The organism is Moorena bouillonii PNG (assembly GCF_001942495.1).
Taxonomy (GTDB): Bacteria; Cyanobacteriota; Cyanobacteriia; order Cyanobacteriales; family Coleofasciculaceae; genus Moorena; species Moorena bouillonii.
In genome coordinates this window covers 4,235,490-4,255,951 of record NZ_MKZS01000001.1, presented here as the reverse complement: position 1 = coordinate 4,255,951, position 20,462 = coordinate 4,235,490, and the positions used below count along the sequence as shown (strand labels likewise).

Annotated in this window: 17 protein-coding genes, 1 tRNA gene and 1 pseudogene; 10 read left to right on the top strand and 9 right to left on the bottom strand. The window is 48.0% G+C overall.

Annotated features, from left to right (window positions below):
- Positions 1-13: 13 nt before the first annotated feature.
- The 4 genes and pseudogenes from BJP37_RS17355 to BJP37_RS17340 form a co-directional block, all read right to left on the bottom strand.
- Positions 14-2,689: an MGH1-like glycoside hydrolase domain-containing protein gene (locus tag BJP37_RS17355; protein ID WP_075900605.1), complete on the bottom strand. Its 2,676-nt coding sequence runs from the start codon at positions 2,687-2,689 to the stop codon at positions 14-16.
- A gap of 186 nt (positions 2,690-2,875) precedes the next feature.
- Positions 2,876-3,319 (bottom strand): annotated as a pseudogene (locus BJP37_RS17350) (amylo-alpha-1,6-glucosidase); the annotation flags it as partial.
- 160 nt (positions 3,320-3,479) lie between these two features.
- Positions 3,480-4,889 carry a glycoside hydrolase 100 family protein gene (locus BJP37_RS17345; protein ID WP_198954087.1) on the bottom strand — a complete coding sequence of 470 codons (1,410 nt, stop codon included), beginning with the start codon at positions 4,887-4,889 and terminating at the stop codon, positions 3,480-3,482.
- A 478-nt stretch (positions 4,890-5,367) separates the two neighbouring features.
- The gene (locus BJP37_RS17340) at positions 5,368-5,874 is read right to left on the bottom strand and encodes a hypothetical protein (protein WP_070393583.1); all 507 of its coding nucleotides are present in this window, start codon (positions 5,872-5,874) and stop codon (positions 5,368-5,370) included.
- A 233-nt stretch (positions 5,875-6,107) separates the two neighbouring features.
- Between BJP37_RS17340 and BJP37_RS17335 the strand changes: the two genes are divergently transcribed.
- Positions 6,108-7,493 carry an AAA-like domain-containing protein gene (locus BJP37_RS17335; RefSeq protein WP_081431231.1) on the top strand — a complete coding sequence of 462 codons (1,386 nt, stop codon included), beginning with the start codon at positions 6,108-6,110 and terminating at the stop codon, positions 7,491-7,493.
- Between the two features lie 182 nt (positions 7,494-7,675).
- On the opposite strand, the gene BJP37_RS17330 is transcribed toward BJP37_RS17335, so the two are convergent.
- A tRNA-Ala gene (locus BJP37_RS17330) sits at positions 7,676-7,748 on the bottom strand.
- A 239-nt stretch (positions 7,749-7,987) separates the two neighbouring features.
- Here BJP37_RS17330 and trhO point away from each other — a divergent pair.
- Positions 7,988-8,821, top strand: coding sequence for an oxygen-dependent tRNA uridine(34) hydroxylase TrhO (trhO, locus tag BJP37_RS17325; RefSeq protein ID WP_075900601.1), 834 nt, complete (start codon positions 7,988-7,990; stop codon positions 8,819-8,821).
- A gap of 168 nt (positions 8,822-8,989) precedes the next feature.
- On the opposite strand, the gene BJP37_RS17320 is transcribed toward trhO, so the two are convergent.
- Positions 8,990-9,652 carry a class I SAM-dependent methyltransferase gene (locus tag BJP37_RS17320; protein ID WP_075900599.1) on the bottom strand — a complete coding sequence of 221 codons (663 nt, stop codon included), beginning with the start codon at positions 9,650-9,652 and terminating at the stop codon, positions 8,990-8,992.
- 67 nt (positions 9,653-9,719) lie between these two features.
- Here BJP37_RS17320 and BJP37_RS36735 point away from each other — a divergent pair, with 67 nt between their 5' ends.
- From BJP37_RS36735 to BJP37_RS39420, 3 genes are all read left to right on the top strand, one after another.
- Complete coding sequence (locus tag BJP37_RS36735) at positions 9,720-9,929, top strand: hypothetical protein (protein ID WP_143727655.1); 210 nt, start codon at positions 9,720-9,722, stop codon at positions 9,927-9,929.
- 170 nt (positions 9,930-10,099) lie between these two features.
- A complete protein-coding gene (gene tftA, locus BJP37_RS17315) occupies positions 10,100-11,455 on the top strand; it encodes a hormogonium tapered terminus morphoprotein TftA (RefSeq protein WP_075900597.1) in 1,356 nt (451 codons plus the stop codon).
- Entirely contained in the window at positions 11,452-11,628 is a 177-nt protein-coding gene (locus BJP37_RS39420; protein ID WP_158069635.1) for a hypothetical protein, read from the top strand. Before tftA ends, BJP37_RS39420 begins: the two co-directional genes overlap by 4 nt.
- A 67-nt stretch (positions 11,629-11,695) precedes the next feature.
- Here BJP37_RS39420 and BJP37_RS17310 read toward each other — a convergent pair whose 3' ends face one another.
- Positions 11,696-12,466 carry a hypothetical protein gene (locus BJP37_RS17310; protein ID WP_075906192.1) on the bottom strand — a complete coding sequence of 257 codons (771 nt, stop codon included), beginning with the start codon at positions 12,464-12,466 and terminating at the stop codon, positions 11,696-11,698.
- Positions 12,467-12,641: 175 nt separating this feature from the next.
- Positions 12,642-12,785 (bottom strand): hypothetical protein, encoded by a 144-nt coding sequence (locus tag BJP37_RS39415; protein ID WP_158069634.1) that lies wholly within the window; start codon positions 12,783-12,785, stop codon positions 12,642-12,644.
- 270 nt (positions 12,786-13,055) lie between these two features.
- Here BJP37_RS39415 and BJP37_RS17305 point away from each other — a divergent pair, with 270 nt between their 5' ends.
- A complete protein-coding gene (locus BJP37_RS17305; RefSeq protein WP_075900595.1) occupies positions 13,056-14,297 on the top strand; it encodes a DUF3747 domain-containing protein in 1,242 nt (413 codons plus the stop codon).
- 894 nt (positions 14,298-15,191) lie between these two features.
- Positions 15,192-16,550 carry an FG-GAP-like repeat-containing protein gene (locus tag BJP37_RS17300; protein ID WP_075900593.1) on the top strand — a complete coding sequence of 453 codons (1,359 nt, stop codon included), beginning with the start codon at positions 15,192-15,194 and terminating at the stop codon, positions 16,548-16,550.
- On the opposite strand, the gene BJP37_RS17295 is transcribed toward BJP37_RS17300, so the two are convergent.
- Positions 16,457-17,044: an EamA family transporter gene (locus BJP37_RS17295; protein ID WP_075900591.1), complete on the bottom strand. Its 588-nt coding sequence runs from the start codon at positions 17,042-17,044 to the stop codon at positions 16,457-16,459. The two genes, BJP37_RS17300 and BJP37_RS17295, sit on opposite strands and share 94 nt — an antisense overlap.
- Before the next feature lie 188 nt (positions 17,045-17,232).
- On the opposite strand from BJP37_RS17295, the gene BJP37_RS17290 reads away from it, so the two are divergent.
- The 3 genes from BJP37_RS17290 to ku form a co-directional block, all read left to right on the top strand.
- A complete protein-coding gene (locus BJP37_RS17290) occupies positions 17,233-17,499 on the top strand; it encodes a DUF2277 domain-containing protein (RefSeq protein WP_075900589.1) in 267 nt (88 codons plus the stop codon).
- Positions 17,500-17,526: 27 nt separating this feature from the next.
- The gene (ligD, locus tag BJP37_RS17285; protein ID WP_075900587.1) at positions 17,527-19,956 is read left to right on the top strand and encodes a DNA ligase D; all 2,430 of its coding nucleotides are present in this window, start codon (positions 17,527-17,529) and stop codon (positions 19,954-19,956) included.
- 37 nt (positions 19,957-19,993) lie between these two features.
- Positions 19,994-20,462: non-homologous end joining protein Ku (ku, locus tag BJP37_RS17280; RefSeq protein WP_075900585.1), on the top strand; the 469-nt coding region annotated here is incomplete at its 3' end.

Sequence of the window (20,462 nt, the reverse complement as noted above, 5' to 3'; positions counted from 1 at the left end):
GTAGCGCATATGCTTACGCACTATAGTCAGCACATTGTTGGATCAGTTTGGCAATTAATCCAGTCCAACCAGTTTGGTGGCTTGCTCCAACTCCTAAGCCGCTATCGCCATGGAAATATTCATAGAATAAAATTAAATTGTGCCAATTCTGATCAGTTTTAAATTCATTTATTTTGCCATAAATAGGACGATGACTGGATTGATTTTTCTGGAAAATCCGAATCAGACGTCGGGATAGTTCTACAGAAACTTCTCCAAGGGTCATCAGATTACCTGACCCTGTCGGGCATTCCACTTTAAACGTATCTCCTAAATAGTAATGGAAAGTTTGCAAGGATTCAATTAAGAGATAATTAAGGGGCATCCAAATCGGACCACGCCAGTTAGAATTTCCCCCAAATAACCCATTACTAGATTCAGCGGGTTCGTAGTCTACACGATGTTCATGATCATTGACATAGAATCGATAAGGATTATCCTTATGAAACTTAGAAATGGCTCGGATACCATAGTCACTTAAAAACTCATTTTCATCCAATAACTTGCTCAGAATGCGGCGGAATTTATCACTTTCTAGCACTTTTCCAACATTCATATAACATAGAGCAAGCATCCGCTTTGCCCCTACTCCCTTAGTTTCCATACAGGCAACATTGCGTTTGAGATCAGGGCGATTTTGAATAAACCACTTCAATCGTTTTTTAAAACCCGGAAGTTTATTGAGTGTCTCTGGTTCTATAGTAGTGACAGCAAACAGAGGAATTAACCCTACCATGGAGCGTACTTTCAGGCGCAACTGTTCCTGATTAGGTAAGTGGAGCACATCATAGAAAAAGCCATCCTCTTCATCCCACAATTGCGTCTGATCTTCCCCAATATTATTCATAGCAGCTGCAATATAGAGGAAGTGTTCAAAAAACTTAGTAGCCATGTCTTCATAGACAGGGTTTTCTAACGCTAATTCTAGGGCAATAGTGAGCATATTAAGACAGTACATTGCCATCCAGCTGGTGCCATCGGATTGCTCAATATACCCTCCGCTTGGAAGGTCTGAACTGCGGTCAAATACTCCAATATTATCTAAGCCTAAAAACCCTCCTTCAAATACATTGTTGCCGTCGAAATCTTTGCGGTTAACCCACCAGGTAAAGTTCAGCAGAAGCTTTTGAAAGACCCGTTCTAAAAACTGGCGATCGCTTGTTCCATGGAACTGTTTTTCTAGCTGATAAACTTGCCAGGTTGCCCACCCATGCACGGGAGGATTGACATCTGAAAAGTTCCATTCATAAGCGGGAATTTGCCCATTGGGATGCATATACCACTCCCGCGTCATTAAGTCAAGTTGATTCTTAGCAAAATCTGGATCAATCATTGCTAAGGGGATGCAGTGGAATGCCAAATCCCATGCCGCAAACCAGGGATATTCCCATTTATCGGGCATAGAAATAATATCTGCATTGTTGAGATGATTCCATTGCTGATTCCTGACTTTGAGACGTTCTGGTGGAGGTGGGGGTTGATTGGGGTCACCCTTGAGCCAGGTTTCTACGTTGTAGTAATAATACTGTTTACTCCACAACAGTCCTGCGAAGGCTTGACGCTGAATATTACGCTGATCATTATTAAGTCCGGATGGTGCGATCGCATGGTAAAACTGATCCGCTTCTGAGCGACGGGTGGCAATAATCCGTGAAAACTCACTGCCAAAGGGTTGGGGGATATTGGGAGCATCACTCAGCCACAGCTTAATCACCCGAGTCTCCCCAGCACCAATAGTAAATCGGTAATGGGGAGCCACTTTTGTGCCGACTCTGCTAGGATTGACGGCATTCTTGTCACCCTGAACCACATAGTTATTAATGCCATCTTTAACATAGGCAGACTGATTCTCTACCCCAAACAAGCGCTGATAATTGGTTTCGTTATCAGTAAATAATAATTCTGGTGAACCCTCACAGTAAAACCACCGTTGTCCCAATGTGGGATGGGAGGCTTCCAGGACACTGAATTGGTGATCAGATTTAGCAACCTTGATTAAGGGCTTGGGAGAATTAGCATTCCAAGACCAAGTATTGCGGAACCAGAGAGTAGGTAAAATATGGAGGGTTTGAGGATCTGGTCCTCGATTAATGGCAGTAATTTGGATTAAAATTTGCTCCGCCGAGGCTTTGGCATACTCTAGGAATACATCATAGTAACGATTTTCCTGGAATATCCCTGTATCGAGCAGTTCAAACTCTGGTGCTTCCCGTCCCCGACGTTGGTTTTCCTGCACTAGCCAAGTATAGGGAAACTCAGCTTGGGGATATTTGTATAATCCCTTCATGTAGGAGTGGGTAGGAGTACTATCTAGATAGAAATAATACTCTTTAACATCTTCCCCGTGATTACCTTCAGTGCCCGTTAAACCATAAATCCGTTCTTTAAGGATGGGGTCTTTGCCGTTCCATAGCGCTAGGGCAAAACACAAATACTGTTGATCATCACAAATACCCAAAATACCATCTTCGCCCCAACGGTAAGTACGCGATCGCGCCTGGTCATGGGTAAAATAATCCCACGCTTGTCCATCCGGGCTATAGTCTTCTCGTACTGTTCCCCACTGTCGCTCACTTAGGTAAGGACCCCAGCGTTTCCAATGGATAATGTGATTGCGAGCTTCTTCCAGTCTTTGATATTCTTCAGTCATAACTCAGGCCAGCTGCATCGCTTTTAAAGTTGAAAGTTGAAGGTTGAAGGTTATTTTATTTAAGCTTAATTGGTGGTTCGCGTAGCGTGGCCGACAGGCCAAGGTTTAAGGTTAGTTAGTTGTTCGCCTTTGGCGTTCGGTGAAGGGTAGGTTTAAGATTAGTTGGTTGACGCTTAGTTGGCTTTGCTGGACTCCCGCTTCCCCTGCATAAATTAAACCATCGTTATCCAAGTGAATGCTGTAGCGAGTTCCCCGACGATGCCAGTCAATTACCTCTTCTAGAATTGGAAACAATTCCGCTATCAACCTCTGATCTTGCGTCGCTTCGTAATAGGCACGGATTGCCTCGAAATACCAGAGCGTAGCATCCACGGTGTTGTATTCTGCTTCCGTTCCTACATCTGGGAAGAGATTGGGTAACATCCCTTGATCGATATAACGGGCAAAGGTGGGAAGAATAGTGCAAGCAACGTCAGGAGGACCGGTCGAGAGAGTCAATGCTGGCAAACTAATCATGGTATCTGACCCCCAATCCCCAAACCAAGGGTAGCCTGCGATAATCGTTTTATCATCAGGTGCATCTGCTAACGGGCGGTTGACCATAAACTGGTCAGCCGTCCATACTAATTGCGGATCCAACTGGGGGTAGTTTTGAGATTGTGGGCAGCATCCCAACCCTTAATTAATGTCATTGGTAATTTTGGGAATTCTTAACTTAAAATTGGTACTTGGCGAGTACCAATTTTAAGTTAGTTTAAGTTAATTTAAATTAGTTTAAATTAGTTTAAGATTATTTGTTCATAGCAACGATTTCCGCAATATCCATAGAGCAAATCATCACAGCAGTGTCTTCAAAACTAACTAACTTAAGATGATCCGGATTATCTATCAACTGTTGTGCTGCTAAAAAGCCAGCAATTGTCCAGGTTTGAACTTTCCTAGCTTTCTTGCCAATCAGGCGACCATTTTTACCATCATAGTACTCTGGCCAGTTATCCTTAAGCAGGCATTGGGCAGCAATGGTTAAGGCTTTACGAGCCAGTTCAGATTTGCCAGTTTTTTGTGCTGCTGCTGCCAATTCCCACAACAAGAAAGGCCAATTCCCCGCATTATGGTAAGACCAAGGAGTATTTTTGGGATCACAACCTGTGATAATTTGCCAATCGCGACCTTCCAAAGCCGGAAAACAAACTTTCATGGGCATTTCTCCCACTAAATCCTCCCAGCGTTGCTCGATCAAGTCCATAATGGCTTGGGATTGTTCTTCAGTAGCTAGGGAAGTAATAATTGCCATTAAATTACCTTGGGCAAAAAAGCGAAAATCCATCCGCCCTGGTCCAAGGTTACCCACAAAATATCCCCCTGAATCTGGCAACCATTGCATTAGCCAATCAGGAATAGTGTCAGCATAGACATTAAACTTATTGATTGCCGCTTCACCGAACTCTTCCACATCGTAGCGATAGATTTCCTTGAGGCGGTCTAAATTCAACCAATAGTAATTTCGAATATGATAAGTCAGATGACCCAAGCGCTCCTTGACCACAGGAACGTAATCATCCTCTGGCAACAACAACTCACTCGCTGCCTGCAACGCAGTGTAGAATAGGGCTTGAATATCCAACGGATACCCATCAACTCCCATGCGTCGGTCAATCATGAAGGCACCATCGGGCACCAACATCGTGGGAAACAGATCAAATCGTTTAGTCAGACACAGATCTAAAACTAATTTGATTCCCCGTTGGAACCGTGTCTGGTGGGCAAGGGCTTGATCACCAGTTGCCTTGACATAAGCCCTTAACACCAGCAGCCACCACAAGCCAGAATCTACTGGAGCAACTCGTGCGATCGCATGTTCCCCAAAATCCGCCCCTAAATACTCCTTTTCATTCTTATGTATCACTTTAAAGCTCGCTGGCATCAATCCTTGACCCGCCTTAAAGCAATCCATATGCTTTTCACGGCTTTGAAGCCCTAGGGTTTCGATCAGGAAATTGCGCACAATTTCTCCCTTGCCCTTCATCAGCAATGCCATAGCCGACACCGCGAAATCCCGGGTAAAGCACTGGTCATAATTCAGGGCTTCCATATCCGAGTCTTTCGACGCCACTGTGCCCACGGGATGACCTTGATAATAGATAATCGAATCTTCCAGGGCTTGCCAAGCTGCCTCGATCAGATTACCTTCGCTTCCCATATAAAATTTCTCCTTTAAGTTGTCCATCTGGTTGATGCTAGCTTAACTCCTTTGAAAAAATCCTGAAGTACTTGGCTCGGATATCGAAAGACAGAGAAATTCGGGAACTTCGGATCAAGGAACTTCGGATCAAGGAACAGGGAATAGGTCAGAAGAATTGACGCATTTTATATCATAAAAATACTAATGCTGCAAGGTATCAGCAAACAATCTTTAACAAAAAAACCTTCAACTGTAAGCACTCAGCCGTCAGCAGTCAGCCGTCAGCTAAAAGCTCACGCTACTTGAGGTGCCGTCAGCTTATATTATTCAAAGGTGCGCTCTTACCATTAAGAATTAAATTCGCCACGGGTCGCACCTAAAAGTACCGATTGCGCTACGCGCATTAGCTGATAGCTGATAGCTGATAGCTGATAGCTGATAGCTTACATTCAACCTTGGCCTATTGGCCACGGGTGCGCGTTCAACCCTATGGACTCTAGTCATTCAAGACCGGCTCCAGCAACATTGCCGTACCTACAGGAAAAGGATAGGATATATTGTCGGTCAGAGCAGACACTCGATAAAGCATCGCTCCCCCTTCTCGATTTTGTTCTACCCCATCCATCACAATGCGCAGGACATTGCCTGGTTTGACCGGTTTATTCAAGGTCACCGTAAGAGCCATACCACCTTCAGGACTCTTAGACACTGCTGTGGTTGCTGCCACTCTCTCACCAAACTGATTAGTAACCGTTGCTTTACGAACACCAGCCAGATTGGTACATTCAATCACAACAGCATTGATTGGAAACGCAGCCACAGCAACGGTAATAAAATGCCTATCCCCTGCAGCTCCAGCAATTCCAGCGCTGGCAACATAGGGAGCATTCGGCACAAAACCCGCTTGAGCCTGAGCCGCTGGTACCAGACTAGGGATGGCTATAGGCAGCACAGATGCGGCGAATGCTAGGGCTGAAACTGCTCCGAAAACTTGTTTTTTCATCACTCAATCGTCTTGGGATACCAGACTTAAAGAACTGTTGAGTTGATTTTAAAGAAGACCTATGGAAATTGTCTGCCTGAAAAAATTGGGAATTTGACCTAGATTTGACTGGGCCATCTGCTGGTAATAGTCGTAAAAAATTGGAAAAAATTGCTTGATTGCACGGAAATTTTGGCAATTCTATGTCACAGTAAAGCTAGTGTTTGGTGTGTTGGCTTTCAACCTAGTCAATGATGGCAGACGAAGCCCTAGCTGTTTTGGACACAATTTTGCCCGATTACTCCTTCAGTAACCTTCAAGAGACCGTCTTCTGTGAAGTTTGGGAAGGGAAGACTTATGCTGAGATTGCGGAAAGCTGCGGGTATGAGCATAGTTACATTAGAGATGTAGGATTCAAACTTTGGCAACGTCTCTCTGTGGCTCTCAAACAAAAAGTTACCAAAAGTAATGTCCGCTCAGTTTTGAGGCGGTACTCCCGAGCTCAGCTATCCTCTCTAGGGATTTATGGCTATCACGACAGGATAAAAACCAGCTTCGGTAATTCCCTATACCCTGCTCTGGTACCAGAGCTAGACTTTCCCAGTGGTCCGGTACCACTAAACTCCAATTTATACATCGAACGTCCTCCTATTGAAGCGCTAACCTACGCAGAAGTTAGGAAACCAGGTAGCCTGATTCATATTAAAGGTCCCAGACAGAAAGGAAAGACTTCCCTAGTGCGAAGGATTGTAGCTTATGCCAAGAAGCAGGGCTTTCGTACTGTTACTTTAAGTTTACACCGAGCTGATTCCCAAGTTTTCACCAACCTGGATAAGTTCTTACGTTGGTTTTGTGCCAACGTCAGTCGGCAATTGGGTTTATCCCTCCAACTCGATCACTATTGGGATTCTGACATTGGCTCTAAGGTCAGTTGCACCACTTACTTTGAAGACTATTTGCTAGAGGAAGTCGATAGGCCAATTGTTATTGCTTTAGATGAAGTTAATCAAATTTTTGAGTATCCAGAACTTTCTAGGGATTTTCTGTCTTTGCTACGCTCTTGGTATGAGGATGCTAGGGAACTGGAAATTTGGCAAAACGTAAGATGGGTGATAGCTCATGCTACCGATGTATATGTGCCACTAAAACTTAATCAGTCTCCCTTTAATGTTGGCCTAGCCATTAAACTCCCAGAATTTACCAATGAGCAGGTGCTAGACTTAGCCCAGCGTCATGGTTTGGATTGGGCAAAAGGTGATCAAGCCATCAAACGTCTTCATCCTTTAGTGACTATGGTAGGTCGTTGTCCCAGTTTAATTCGTCTTGCGCTATATCATCTGACAAAACAGGATGTTAGCTTAGAAAAATTACTAGAAGAAGCCCCAACTCAAACTGGAATTTATAGTAACTATTTGCGTTACTATTTAGCCGCTTTGTTACCTCATCCTGACCTAGTCGCTGCTTTTAAGGAAGTAGTCATGGCGACAGAAAGTGTGGAATTAGAAGCGCTCACTGCCTATAAATTGGAAAGCTTGGGTTTGATCAGAATTCGCGGGAATCGAGCCACAGCTAGCTGTGAACTATATCGTCTATTTTTTAGAAATCAATTTGTGCATGGAATCAGAGTTAGTGGTTATTAGTTATTAATCCTGTCAACGAGATACAAAAAAGCGTTTGCGAAGCGTGACGTCGCACCTGTGGCATAGGCATCTTGCCTGTTCGGGGATTTTTTGGAGCGGGCAGGATGCCCACTCTACTTCGATCCATTCGTTTGATTAAGCAACCCCACCCTAGTCACCAATTTACGATTAGATCTAACTAGTGGAGGTAAGCGGACTCGAACCGCTGACATCCTGCTTGCAAAGCAGGCGCTCTACCAACTGAGCTATACCCCCTGGCATTGACTACCTAAGCTAAATCAAGCTTAGTTCATCAACCGCACTTTTGTTATTATACATCATCCAAGTGGAAAGTCAACCAAGATAGCTAAAAAATTTTGCCATAGACACCGCAACAGTAATCTGACCATAGCAGCTTAATGCGGGGTGTTACCATACGTCACAATAGTAAATAGTGAGGCACTTTCCGACTCAGGACTCAAAACTCAGCACTATTTTCACCTCTTAACCGGATCATGACCCAGGTAGTTGCAACATTTTACAAATTTGTCAAATTGCCAGACTTTGCCGATAAACGGCCCTCCTTGCTAGCCCATTGTCAAGCTCTAGGAATCACAGGAACGATTCTTCTCGCAGCAGAAGGCATTAACAGCACCATCGCAGGCTCCCGTCAAGCCATTGATTCAGTCCTAGCCTTTCTCCGTTCCGATCCCCGTCTGGCCGACTTACAGCATAAAGAATCCTACACTGACTCCCCTCCATTCAACCGCCTGAAAGTCCGGTTAAAGAAAGAAATTGTTACCATCGGTTTGCCAGAGGTTGACCCCAATCAGCAGGTAGGTACCTATGTTAACCCCCAGGACTGGAATGCTCTAATTTCCGATCCAGACGTAGTCCTGATTGACACTCGCAATACCTATGAAGTAAATATCGGAACCTTCAAAGGTGCCCAAAATCCCCATACTGACTCATTCCGACAATTCCCTGATTATGTTCGCCACCACCTCGATTCCACCAAACACAAAAAAGTAGCCCTGTTTTGTACAGGAGGTATTCGCTGTGAAAAAGCCTCATCCTTTATGTTGAGTCAAGGTTTTCAAGAGGTCTATCATCTCAAAGGTGGCATTCTCAAATATTTAGAACAAGTCCCAGAAAACGAAAGTTTATGGGAGGGGGAGTGCTTTGTTTTCGATCAACGAATTGCTCTCAAGCACAGGTTAGAAGCTGGAACCTACCATATGTGCTACGGTTGTGGAAATCCAATTTCCCAAGCTGATCTCAATTCTCCTAAATATATCAAAGCTATTTGTTGCCCTCACTGTTTTGATGATTTCATCAAGGAAGCATAGATGTCAGCGGTCAGTGGTCAGTGGTCAGCGGTCAGCTGACGTAACTAAGATTAAACCAATGCTTACCTGTTTGATTCAAAAGCTGTTCGGTGTAGCTTGCCCAAGCGCCCATAAGCTGATAGCTGATAGCTGATAGCTGATAACTGATAGCTGATAGCTGATAGCTTCTTACTTCTTGAGCGCTAGGGTCAATCCATCAGCAATCGGTACCAAACTAAGGGTTATCCGTTGGTCTTGAGAGAGCTTTTGATTAAATGCTCGAATTACCTCAGTTCTGCTATCGACTACCTCAGGATCTGCTACTCGCCCCGACCAGAGGACATTATCCACAGCAATAACTCCACCATTACGCACCAGTTTCAGTGCCTGCTCGTAATAGTTTTCGTAGTTCCGTTTATCGGCATCAATGAAGGCAAAATCAAACGTACCTGCCTGTCCTTCTTCCACCAACCGCTCCAGAGTGTCCAGTGCTGGGGCAATTTGCAGGTCAATTTTGTCAGCTACTCCAGCTTGTTGCCAGTAGGGACGTGCGATCGCAGTATACTTCTCACTGATATCACAAGCAACCACCTGGCCGTCTGGTGGCAAAGCTAAGGCTACAGCTAAAGCACTATAGCCCGTAAATACCCCCACCTCTAGAGTTTTCTTGGCTCCCATCAACTGCACTAGTAAGGCCATAAACTGCCCCTGTTCAGGAGCTATTTGCATCCTAGCCATGGAATGCTGTGCTGTTTCCAGCCTCAGCTGGGTCAAAACTTCTGGCTCTCTTAGAGAAACAGATTTTAAGTAGTCGTAAAGCTGCTTGTCTAGTCCAAAGGTTTGATTAGCCATTGATATTTAGTTTGCTCAAAGCTATTATTTTCCAGAGGTTGCTCAATCTATAGCGTTGATCATACTTATGAGGTACCTTCAAGTTTCTTATACCAAGTTGCGGTCAAAGGTACAACTTTCTCTTCCGCCAATCTCCCTATCTCCCTATCTCCCCATCTCCCCATCTCCCTATCTCCCTATCTTCCTATCCAACCAATCTACTCTCTTTGAATGCAACTCGGTATTACCCCTACTCCCGACTCCCGACTCCCTACTCCCTACTCCCTTTGCTAAATGATAGTATTCATCGTTAATTTTTCATCAGTCCATGTTGCTTTGGTTATTCCTTGCTGTTCCCTATTGGTGGGATGATTTGTACAGTCGAACTTCCCCTAGCCATAGGGAAAGTAAATCCTTATCCTGGAGAGAGCAAGTGCTCAATTAAGGGCTGAGGGCAAAAAGCAAGACATGGGACGTATATTTATTTCAGCAGGTCACGGTGGCATGGAACGTGGTGGTCTTGACCCAGGGGCGATTGCCGGTGGGACAACGGAAGCCGAAGAAATGATTCGGCTGCGAGATATAGTGGTGCCAGAATTGCGATCGCGTCGGTATGAAGTATTATCTGTTCCTGATGAATTGAGTTTAAAGCAGACAATTCAATGGATTAATGACCGTGCTGGTTTTGGTGATGTAGCGCTAGAGATTCATGCTGATGCCTTTTCCAATCCTAACATCCGAGGTGCCTCTGCTTTTTACATTTTCAATAACACTGAGCGCAAGAAGCATGGTGAACTAATGCTGCGCTATTTGATCACACGCCTTCCTGAACTGCCCAATCGAGGAGCAAAACCCGATACGGACTCAGGTGTTGGGCGTCTTGCCTTTTGCCGTGATGTTATCCTGCCCTCCCTACTGATCGAAGTTGGCTTTCTGACTAATCCCCAAGACCGTGCTCTGCTCCAGAATCGACGTCGTGACATGGCCAGAGGCATAGCTGATGGACTTGCCCAATGGAGTAGTTTGATATCTGGTGAACAGCCACCCGATCAACTCAATCCCGTTTATCCCATCATTGATATTAAAATCAATAATCAGACTTACGATGATCGAGGTGTTCTAATCAATAGCAATTCTTACATTCCCATTGACCTAGCCGATCGCCTAGGAGTGGATTTGACCACCGCCGAGAATGTCCGTCGTGTGCAATATCGGGGAGTCGTTTATGTTAAGGCCATTGAACTAAGAGATTATAACATCTTTGTCGGTTGGGATGCTCCTACCCGCACTGTGATTTTGCGCTCAATTTCCCAGAAAATCTGTCCAGGTCTGATTGACCGGATCATGGGTCATGGTAGCACCTCCGAAGTCCAGTTACAGATATTTCTTAAAAACAATAATCAGAACGCCCTGACTGAGTTTCCTGACCTAGCTAGGCTCTATCGAGAAGAAGCCTCGGTAGAGGGAGTCAACTATGACATTGCCTTTGCCCAAGCTTGTGTAGAAACTAACTTCCTACGCTTTAGCGATCGCCTTAGACCTGAGCAAAATAATTTTGGTGGTTTGGGAGCAGTGACTAGTGAGGAAGAAGCGACTTTTCCTAGCGCTAGAATTGGAGTACGTGCCCATATCCAACATTTGAAAGCCTACGCCAGTCAGGAACCCCTAGTCCAACCCTTGGTCGATCCCCGGTTTCGCTTCGTTACCCGAGGGATTGCTCCCTTAGTTGAACAGCTCAGTGGCCGCTGGTCAGCTGACTTAGATTATGGCAAGCGAATTATCGCCGTTGTCAGGCGTTTATATGAAGCATCTAACTTGCTTTGATCCCGATTCCCGATTCCCGATTCCCGATTCCCGTTCCCCTCCTGGGAGGGGTTAGGGGTGGGTTCCGATTCCCGATTCCCGATTCCCGATTCCACCTCAAGCAGCCCTCTAACTCAGCGCTGCAAGCGCACTACGCATTTAGATGTTTGACATTCCTAAACTCCAAAACTTAGTCATAGTTTACTTCTGACTTCTGACTTCTGACTTCTGACTTCTGACTTGCGCGTAGCGCTATAACTACTAAGCTGTCTTGAAAAACCGGATAATTTCTCGGACATTATCCAGAAATTGACTATCTGTAGTTAATTGTGCGATCGCATTTTCAGAATCCCGAGCTAAACGTTGGTGTTCCGCATTGTTATTAGCTTCCAGTTGTGCCATTGATGCTTCAAGTTGGGCTAAGCCTTTGCGAGTCTCTTCCCAGTAACGCTGATGGGTTGCCACCCAAGAGTAAGGTTCTTCTGGGTCTAGTTTCTCTTCTAGACCTTTGACAGTTCTTTCGAGAGCTTCAAAACGATTCTGTAGTTCCATTACATCTCGGCGAGGATAGGTAAACTCTTGCCGGATCATCCTTAACCGGGCTGCTAAATACTGGTAAAAACGTACCGCTGGACGCAAAGCAGTTAAAAGCAAAGCTGCTCCCGAACTGACGTAGCCTACAGCACTAATCCCAGTGGCAGCAAGGATGTACAGACCCACAGCAGATAACAGGTGAAGGGCGATTGCTACGGTTAGCGATCGCTTAGCTATCATTTTCACATAGTCTAATTGCTTGGGGTCAACCGCAATCTCATTTGCCCTGGAAGCCGACCCCTCTGCTAAAACTTCCCTAGCTTCCAAGTGGACATTCCACGGAACTGTCACAATCACCAACAGCCACCAAAAGCTAGCCACACCAATCACCCAATCTAGGAAATGACCAGTACTGATGTGCAACCATTGCAACAGCCCAAACACCAATAGGGTTAGAATTCCTAACCCAGTCCCTACACCAGCAATATTAAATAACATCCTAGCGACCTCCGACGGATTTTTAGCCTTGATCCCATCATGCTTAGAGATCACCCTCAGGCTCGAAAACCTTGTGATAGTTTCGCCAGCTTCACACTGATATTAGGTAAGTATATGCGCTACGCGCACGCGTGCGCGTTCAGCTATCAGCCGTCAGCTGTCAGCCGTCAGCTAATCAACGGTAGGTAGTTGCTAGTGCTGCTTCAGGGACGGACTCACCCTCATTTTCTCGGTAGCCAGTGTTGGGACAATCCGCCTGGGGATGAAACGGGCAAGATCCCCGTTCCACGCCTGATGCCCATTCCACCCACCAGGTCAAACAGTTTTTAGGAGATGCACCCTGCTCCTTTTACTCATCCGACCCCGTGCAGTTAAAGCGCCTAATAGCTGATAGCTGATAGCTGATAGCTGATAGCTTATGTATCCTTAGCTACTTTTGCTCAAATTTCATGAATCAAAAATAAAACTTAAACAATTAGAACCAGAAACATTTAATCTAAAAGTTAATCATTATAGCTTGAAGCAGTTGTCTTAAAATTGACAAATCTTAAAAGCTCAGTACAGATGCTGAAAGAGAGAGGTAAGTAGCATGAAAAATTCTTTAAGACAAAAATTACCACAAAAACTAGCCACCTTCGCCACCGTTGCCCTAGCCACTGCCTTCTCAGCAATCAGTCTTGGCAACCAAACCTCCGCCGCTACCTTCGAGCAAAAACAAGTTAAACAAGGCAAGTTTATTGCTGTAGCTCAACCCTTTGGGGCTAATTCTCATCAACTGCTGATCATAGAACAAAAATCCAACAAGCGAGCCTGTTGGAGCGAAAGTGGTACTAACCCAGTGATCGTAGACCCACTGCTGTTGAACTTTGACTTTACTGGCATTTGCGGACGCAGTACTGATAGCAATGGCTATTCCATGCGCATGGCTGGTGAAGACTTAGGACTCGATTACATCCTCAGCATTGTTGAGCGTAATGGTGAACTGTTGCTAGTGGGTAAGCACCGTCTTGATCGTAAAGCTCCTGAAGTCATCATCGGCAGAACTGGTGGTATTAGCCAGGGCTTTATGAAAATTTTTCTGCAGCCCGGTTGGGAATTTGCCAAGAGAATGTTCAATGGCAAAGAGCTAGGTCACGTCTACCTTGCTACTAATTCACCCCTAGGTAACACAGGAAGTAGTGATCCATCCGACCTTCCCCCACTTCCGCCACGGGAAACTTCTAAATTTCGGGATATTACTAATGATGTCTATGCCTCAGAAATTGAAAAAGCTGTAGCAATGGGATTTATTGCTGGATTTCAGGACAATACCTTCAGACCTCAAGGGTTTCTAACCAGAGAACAACTCGTGTCTATGGTCATTGAAGGCTTAGGTAAACTGCCAGGTGCTAATATTACTGTCCCCACTCAAGCATCAGGGCGGCCCTATCAGGATGTTGAGGCTGGGCGCTGGAGTGCTGCCAAAATTCAATGGGCGAGGGACAACAACATTGTTAGTGGCTATCCTGATGGCACCTTTCGACCAAATAAGTCCGTAACTCGCGCCGAATTGATGGCAGTACAAAAAAAAGCTGCTGAATTTGCCAAAAGCCTCCAAGGGCAGCCAGGGGTACTCGTTTCTAATGGGTCAGTCACACAATTTTCCGACACTGAAGGTCACTGGGCTGTCGCTCTGATTTCTGAAATGTCTGGCTACTGCCAAGTGGCATCTCCCCTAAACGAAAGGGGTAACGCTTTCTTCCCCAATTCTGAAGCACGCCGGAACTATGCCGCTGCTGCTACTCTGCGTATGCTCAACTGTGTGCAGCAGCCCATTACTCAGAATCAGTAGGACATTAGCCTTTAAGAAGGCAGCAAGAAACGCCTGTTGCTCACAAGATCAAGTAAACAACGTCAGGTATCAGCTAATGCGCTACGGGCATTAGCTGATAGGTGATAGCTGATAGCTTACATCAGCCCATTCTAGCGTTTTTCGCAGTTATGAGGTACATTTTCATTGACGTTGATTCCCTGTCTTGATGTAGCAAATCGCTATTAAATTTTCCCTGTTACCATATCCGCTATTCCCTAAAATATCTAAATTGTGTACCTCATAGCTATGATAATTTATAGATATCAATTCCGGTAGCCTGGGATTTAACACAAACTCAATTGAACACTGCCGTAAAGTCTATAGTGTTTTGCTACCTTCCTGAACTCTGCCTCTTGGGCGTTTTCCTTCTCTTGTCACCAACCTATAGAGATCTAAACGAGAGATCTAAACGTGAAGACTATTAAAGAATCCGGAAAAAAAACTGTAAAGATTTAATAAAGTAAGTAATTTTATAGTGACATTTACTCATAATTATGTCATCTATAGTAATGGTTATTTGTGCTTATCAATAACAAGTCATATAATTACTATAAAAATATAATTTTAGCTATTGTTCAATCATAAGCAATATAGTTAGTTAAGTGAAAGTGAACAAGATTTCGATTACAAAAAGTTTCAGCTCCAATCTAGGAATTTGTAGTTAGCAATCCGTGTCGTAAGTGTGATAATTTTTGTACCCATATCTGCTGTTCACTACTCCCTAATCCCTACTCCCTAATCCCTACTCGCTTTGCTATAGACTATAAACTCCAATACTGATTTTCCATAACCCCAAAAACTACTCTGATCTCTTTTATACTGTTCCCTATTCCCTGTTCCCTATTCCCTAAAAAGTAGAGGATAATAGTAATTATGCCAAAATTTGAGGCAGAAGACACAACTAGGCTGAGTCTAGAGAACTACATAGTTTTTGAGAGTGACATTGCTTCCGGTGGCCAAGCTATCGAGATTTCCAAAACCAATACTACTGAACCAGGATTCATTCGTTTAACCTGGACAGAAGCTGACGGTCCTGCTGGTAACTATAATTTTAATATTGCCCATTTTGATGAAGCAGATGGCCGATCTACCCTGACACTTCGTGTCAACAATATCCCAATTAGTAGATATATTTTCAATAAAAACCCAGCAGAACAGGGCAATCCACCCATAGACATACCCAGCTCTAGTAATTATATCGGGTTGACTGGTTCTATATTTGATGGTTTATCCAATCCTAATCCCGTCTTTGAAAACGTAACACTGGCTCCAGGGGATCAGATTGAAATCTCTGCCGTGGCGGATAGTTTGGGGAATCAAACCGATGAACTAGCACGGATCGACGTTATTGAAATAACACCAGCACCGTTAGCTGATCCAGTTATTAATGTTCCTGAACTGACCATTATCCCTACTAATGGCACATTAGCCGAAACTGTGCCAAAAAGTGGTGGTATTACCATCAGCCGCACCGGAGACATTAGTCAAAGCCTAGAGGTAACTTACACGGTCAGTGGCACCGCTAGCCCCTCAGATTACAAGCCCATCCTAACTGGTACCGTTACTATTCCAGAAGGTCAGCAGTCAGTAGATCTCAAGCTTACCCCAATCGCCGATGGTCTAGTAGAAGGGGAAGAAACTGTCATTATTACCCTTGAGAATAGTCCCAACTATCAAGTAGGTCAGACTCCCAGTGCCACTTTCACCATTACCGACAATGACCAATCCACGATCACCGAGAGTGTGACTATTTTCTGGCGTAATCAGGAGACCGGAGTCAATGGTGCTTGGCTGATGGATGGTCTCGACTTAGCTCAAGCCGTGACAATTCCTTCACCAACAGAACCAGCCGACAGTCCCTGGCAGATGCAGGGTGCAGGGGATTTCAACAGTGATCAACAACAGGATATTCTCTGGCGTAATACCTCTACTGGTGAAACTGGCATCTGGTTGATGGCAGGATCGGTGTTTGAGAATTCAGTGTCCATAACCCCAACTCCAGACCTGGACTGGGAAATTCGTGGCACCGAAGATTTTAACAGTGATCAACAACAGGATATTCTCTGGCGCAATACCTCCACTGGGGAAAATAAAGTCTGGTTAATGAATGGCACCACTGTGGCTGAGGAGGTGTTGATTCAATCGGAAGCAGTCACTAGTATTTGGGAAATGAGGGCAGCGGGAGACTTGGATGGAGATGGTGATGGGGATATTATTTGGCGCACGGGCTGAATGATTCCTCGGACGAAGGACGCACCCAGCGGCAGCAGGAGCGCCACCGCGGACCATGTTCGGTTCGGCCCCTTCGGTCCTGACGCAGAAATCAGCAGCGCTGCTATCATGATCGACAGTCCCATGGCGACCTGAAGGCTCAGGCTTTCCCCGAGCACCAAAACGGCCGGTACCACGGCAAAGACTGGTGCAAACGAACCGAAGGCGGATGTCATGTTCGGGCCGACCTTGACCACGGACAGGATTTGCAGCCGCTGGCTGGCCGCCGGGAACACCAGACCGCATAGCGCAAACAGGAGCGCGGCCTCGGTCAGCCACCATCGCCAGTCGATCATCAGCGGTGCGAGAACCCAGAACACGGCCGCCATCGCCGCGACGGAGACCAGCGTTCCCGTCTTGTCGTCCAGATGCGCCAGGCCCTTCTTTTGGACATGCGAGACCAGGCCGAACAGGGCGCCTGCGAGCAACGCGAAAAGGGCGGCGATCAGCATCATCAGCGGCAAGGCCGCCTGTTTGCTGGTTGATCTGCCAAAGATTGCATGAGTCGCCCCGTTTCTACGCGCTGTTGAGTAGCAGAACGCGATGCAGGCCGCGACCCTCTTGATTGGTCACACAAACATGCTGACCAGGCTGTGTCGGCTTTGCTAGAGTTCCGGCACTGTTCACCGAGGAGCACGGACCTATGTGCCGCAACATCAAGACGCTGTTCAATTTCGATCCGCCCGCGACGGACGACGAGGTGCGCGACGCGGCGCTGCAATATGTGCGCAAGCTTTCCGGAACGCGCAAACCGTCTCGACGCAATGAAGCCGCCTTCGACCGGGCGGTCGATCTGATCGCAGCTGCAACGCGCGAACTGATGGACACGCTGGAAACGGCGCAGCCGCCGCGCGATCGCGAAATCGAGGCGGCGAAGGCCCGGGCGCGGGCAGCGGCGCGCTATGCATAAGCGCCGCACTAAAACGACGTTGTGCTAATGGCTAAGGCGCTTCGTGACTACCGGAACAAGCGGGATTTCTCCAAGACCAACGAGCCGGTCGGTATCGAGGGTGTCGAGGACGGCAACCGCTTCGTCGTGCACAAGCACTCCGCAACAGCAGACCATTATGACCTGCGCCTGCAGGTCGGCGACGTGCTCAAATGCTGGGCGGTGCCGAAGGGGCCGTCGCTCGACCCCGACGTCAAGCATCTGGCGGTCGAAACCGAGGATCACCCGATCGACTATGCCGACTTCGAGGGCGTGATCCCGAAAGGGCAGTACGGCGCCGGGCCGATGATTGTCTGGGATGCCGGCACCTGGGCACCGATGGACGATATCGAGACGAGCTTCAAGAAGGGGCAGTTCAAGTTCCGCCTTGTCGGCGAAAAGCTGCAGGGCGGATGGATGTTGGCGCGGCTCAAGCCCAGGCCCAAAGAACGCCAGCCCAACTGGCTTCTGTTCAAGGAACGGGATTTCGCCGCCGATCCGGAGACGGACATTCTCGAAACCCGACCGGAAAGCGTCAAATCCGGCCGGGTGATTGAAGATTTTCTCATCAGCGACGAACCGAAGCCAACGCGGCCGCTCCGTCCCGGTGCCTTGAAGGGAGCGAAGAAAACGCCTTTTCCGGACCGGATCGAGCCACAGCTCGCGAGCCGGGTCGAGGTGCCCGCGAGGGACGACAAATGGCTGCATGAGATCAAGTTTGACGGCTACCGGACCATGGCCCACATCCGCGACGGCGATGCGCGGCTGCTGACGCGGGCCGGGTTGGACTGGACTCACCGGTTCGGCGATCTCGGTCAGCATCTGTCGAAACTGCCCTGCCGCGATGCCGTGATCGACGGCGAAATCGTCGTTCTGGACGAGAAGGGCGTCAGCCGTTTCGACATGCTGAAAACAGCTCTGTCAGAAGGTCCGGAAACGGCGCTGGTCTATTTCGCCTTCGACCTGCTCCATCTCAACGGTTGGGATCTGCGGAACGTCCCGCTCGACAAACGCAAGGACCAGCTTCAGCGACTGTTGCAAGGGGGCGCGGGCGAGCAGGCGGCCATTCATTTCTCGGATCATGTGATCGGCAATGGCGACGCCTTTTTCGACAGGGCCTGTGAAATGGGGCTCGAAGGTGTCATCTCGAAACCGGTGGTATCAACCTATCAGTCCGGCCGGTCGAAGGTCTGGACCAAGGCCAAGGCTCTGCTGACGGGCCATTTTCCGATTGTCGGATACACCACCTCTCATGCTGCGGAAGGACTGGCGGCGCTGGCCGCGGGAGAGTGGACCGAGGAGGGGCTTGTCTATCGCGGCAAGATCGGCACCGGCTTCAACGCCAAGGAAGCCGGGATGTTGCTGACCAGGCTGGAACAGCTCGAGGACCCCGAAGCGCGTCTTGAGGATATGCCGAAGGTCGTCGTTCCGGTGCGGCCGGCCCTTTCGGCCACGGTCTATTACACCGGGCGGACTAAGACCGACGCGCTTCGCCATGCTGTCTACAAGGGGCTGCGTGAGACCCAGTCGTCGACGACGGTGTCCGCACCCCGCACGAGGCTGGTCAGCGATGCCGACCTGGCGTCTGTCTGGGTCACCAACCCTTCGCGGCGGCTGTTCGGGAAGAACGGGCCAACCAAGCTGGAACTGGCCGTGTACTACGCCCAGGTGGGCGATTTCATGCTGCCGCACATCCTCAACCGCCCAGTGACGCTGGTGCGCTGCCCGACGGGCAAGCAGGAAGATTGCTTCTACCAGCGACACGCTTTCACCGGCATGCCGGATACGGTTTCGACATTCAGCCAGAAGAGCAAGGATGGCGAGGCCAAATCCTATCTCTATCTGGACAATGTCAAAGGCTACCTGGCGCTGGCGCAGTTCGGCGTCGTCGAGTTTCACAGTTGGGGCGCGTTGCGCAAGCCAATCGACAAGCCTGACCGGATCATCTTCGACCTTGACCCCGGTGAGGGGGTTGCCTGGCGGGAGATTGTCGAGGCGGCAGTGCAGGTGCGCGAGGTGCTTGCCGGCCTCGGCCTCGTGCCGTTCGTCAAGACTTCGGGCGGCAAGGGCGTTCACGTCGTGGTGCCTATCGAGCCGAAAAAAACCTGGAAGACCGTGCACGCAATGACCGGCAAGATCGCCGAGGCGATAGCGGCCACGGCGCCGGAGGTGTTCATCACGACCATGAGCAAAAAACAACGCGGCGGGCGCATTTTCATCGACTTCCACCGCAACTATCAGGGAGCAACTGCGGTCGCGCCCTATTCACTCAGAGCAAGACCTGGTTTACCAGTTTCAACGCCTTTGCACTGGGATGACCTGGAATCGGTCGACGCTCCGCAGGAATTCAACTATTCTAGTGTGCCGGGACTGCTGGAAGGGACGGGTGACGCCTGGGCGGAAATCGACCAGGCGGCGAAGCCGTTGCCGACGCTCTAGCAGCCCCATTTGTGCTGCGTAATTCGGGGGAATTGTCATGGCGCCGCGTGCAAGTTGGAAGGGGTATCTCAAACTCAGCCTGGTCAGCTGCCCAGTGCGGCTCTATCCGGCCACGAGTTCGAAGGACCGCATCACCTTCAACCAGCTCCACAAGGACACTCACAACCGGATCAACATGAAACCGGTCGACCCGGAACTGGGTCTTGTTGAACGCTCCGACCTGGTCAAGGGCTACCAGTATGAGGACAAGAAATACGTCATCATCGAGCCGGAAGACCTCGAAGCGGTGAAAATCGAATCGAACCACACGATGAATATCGAGGCCTTTGTCGACGAAGGTTCGGTCGACGAGATCTATCACGATATGCCCTACTATCTGGCACCGGACGGGGCAATGGCGGAAGAGACCTTTACCGTGCTGCGTGAAGCGCTACGAAAGACGCGCAAGGTGGCGATCGCGCGGCTGGTGCTGTCGAGCCGCGAGCGGGTGATCACCATCGGTGCGC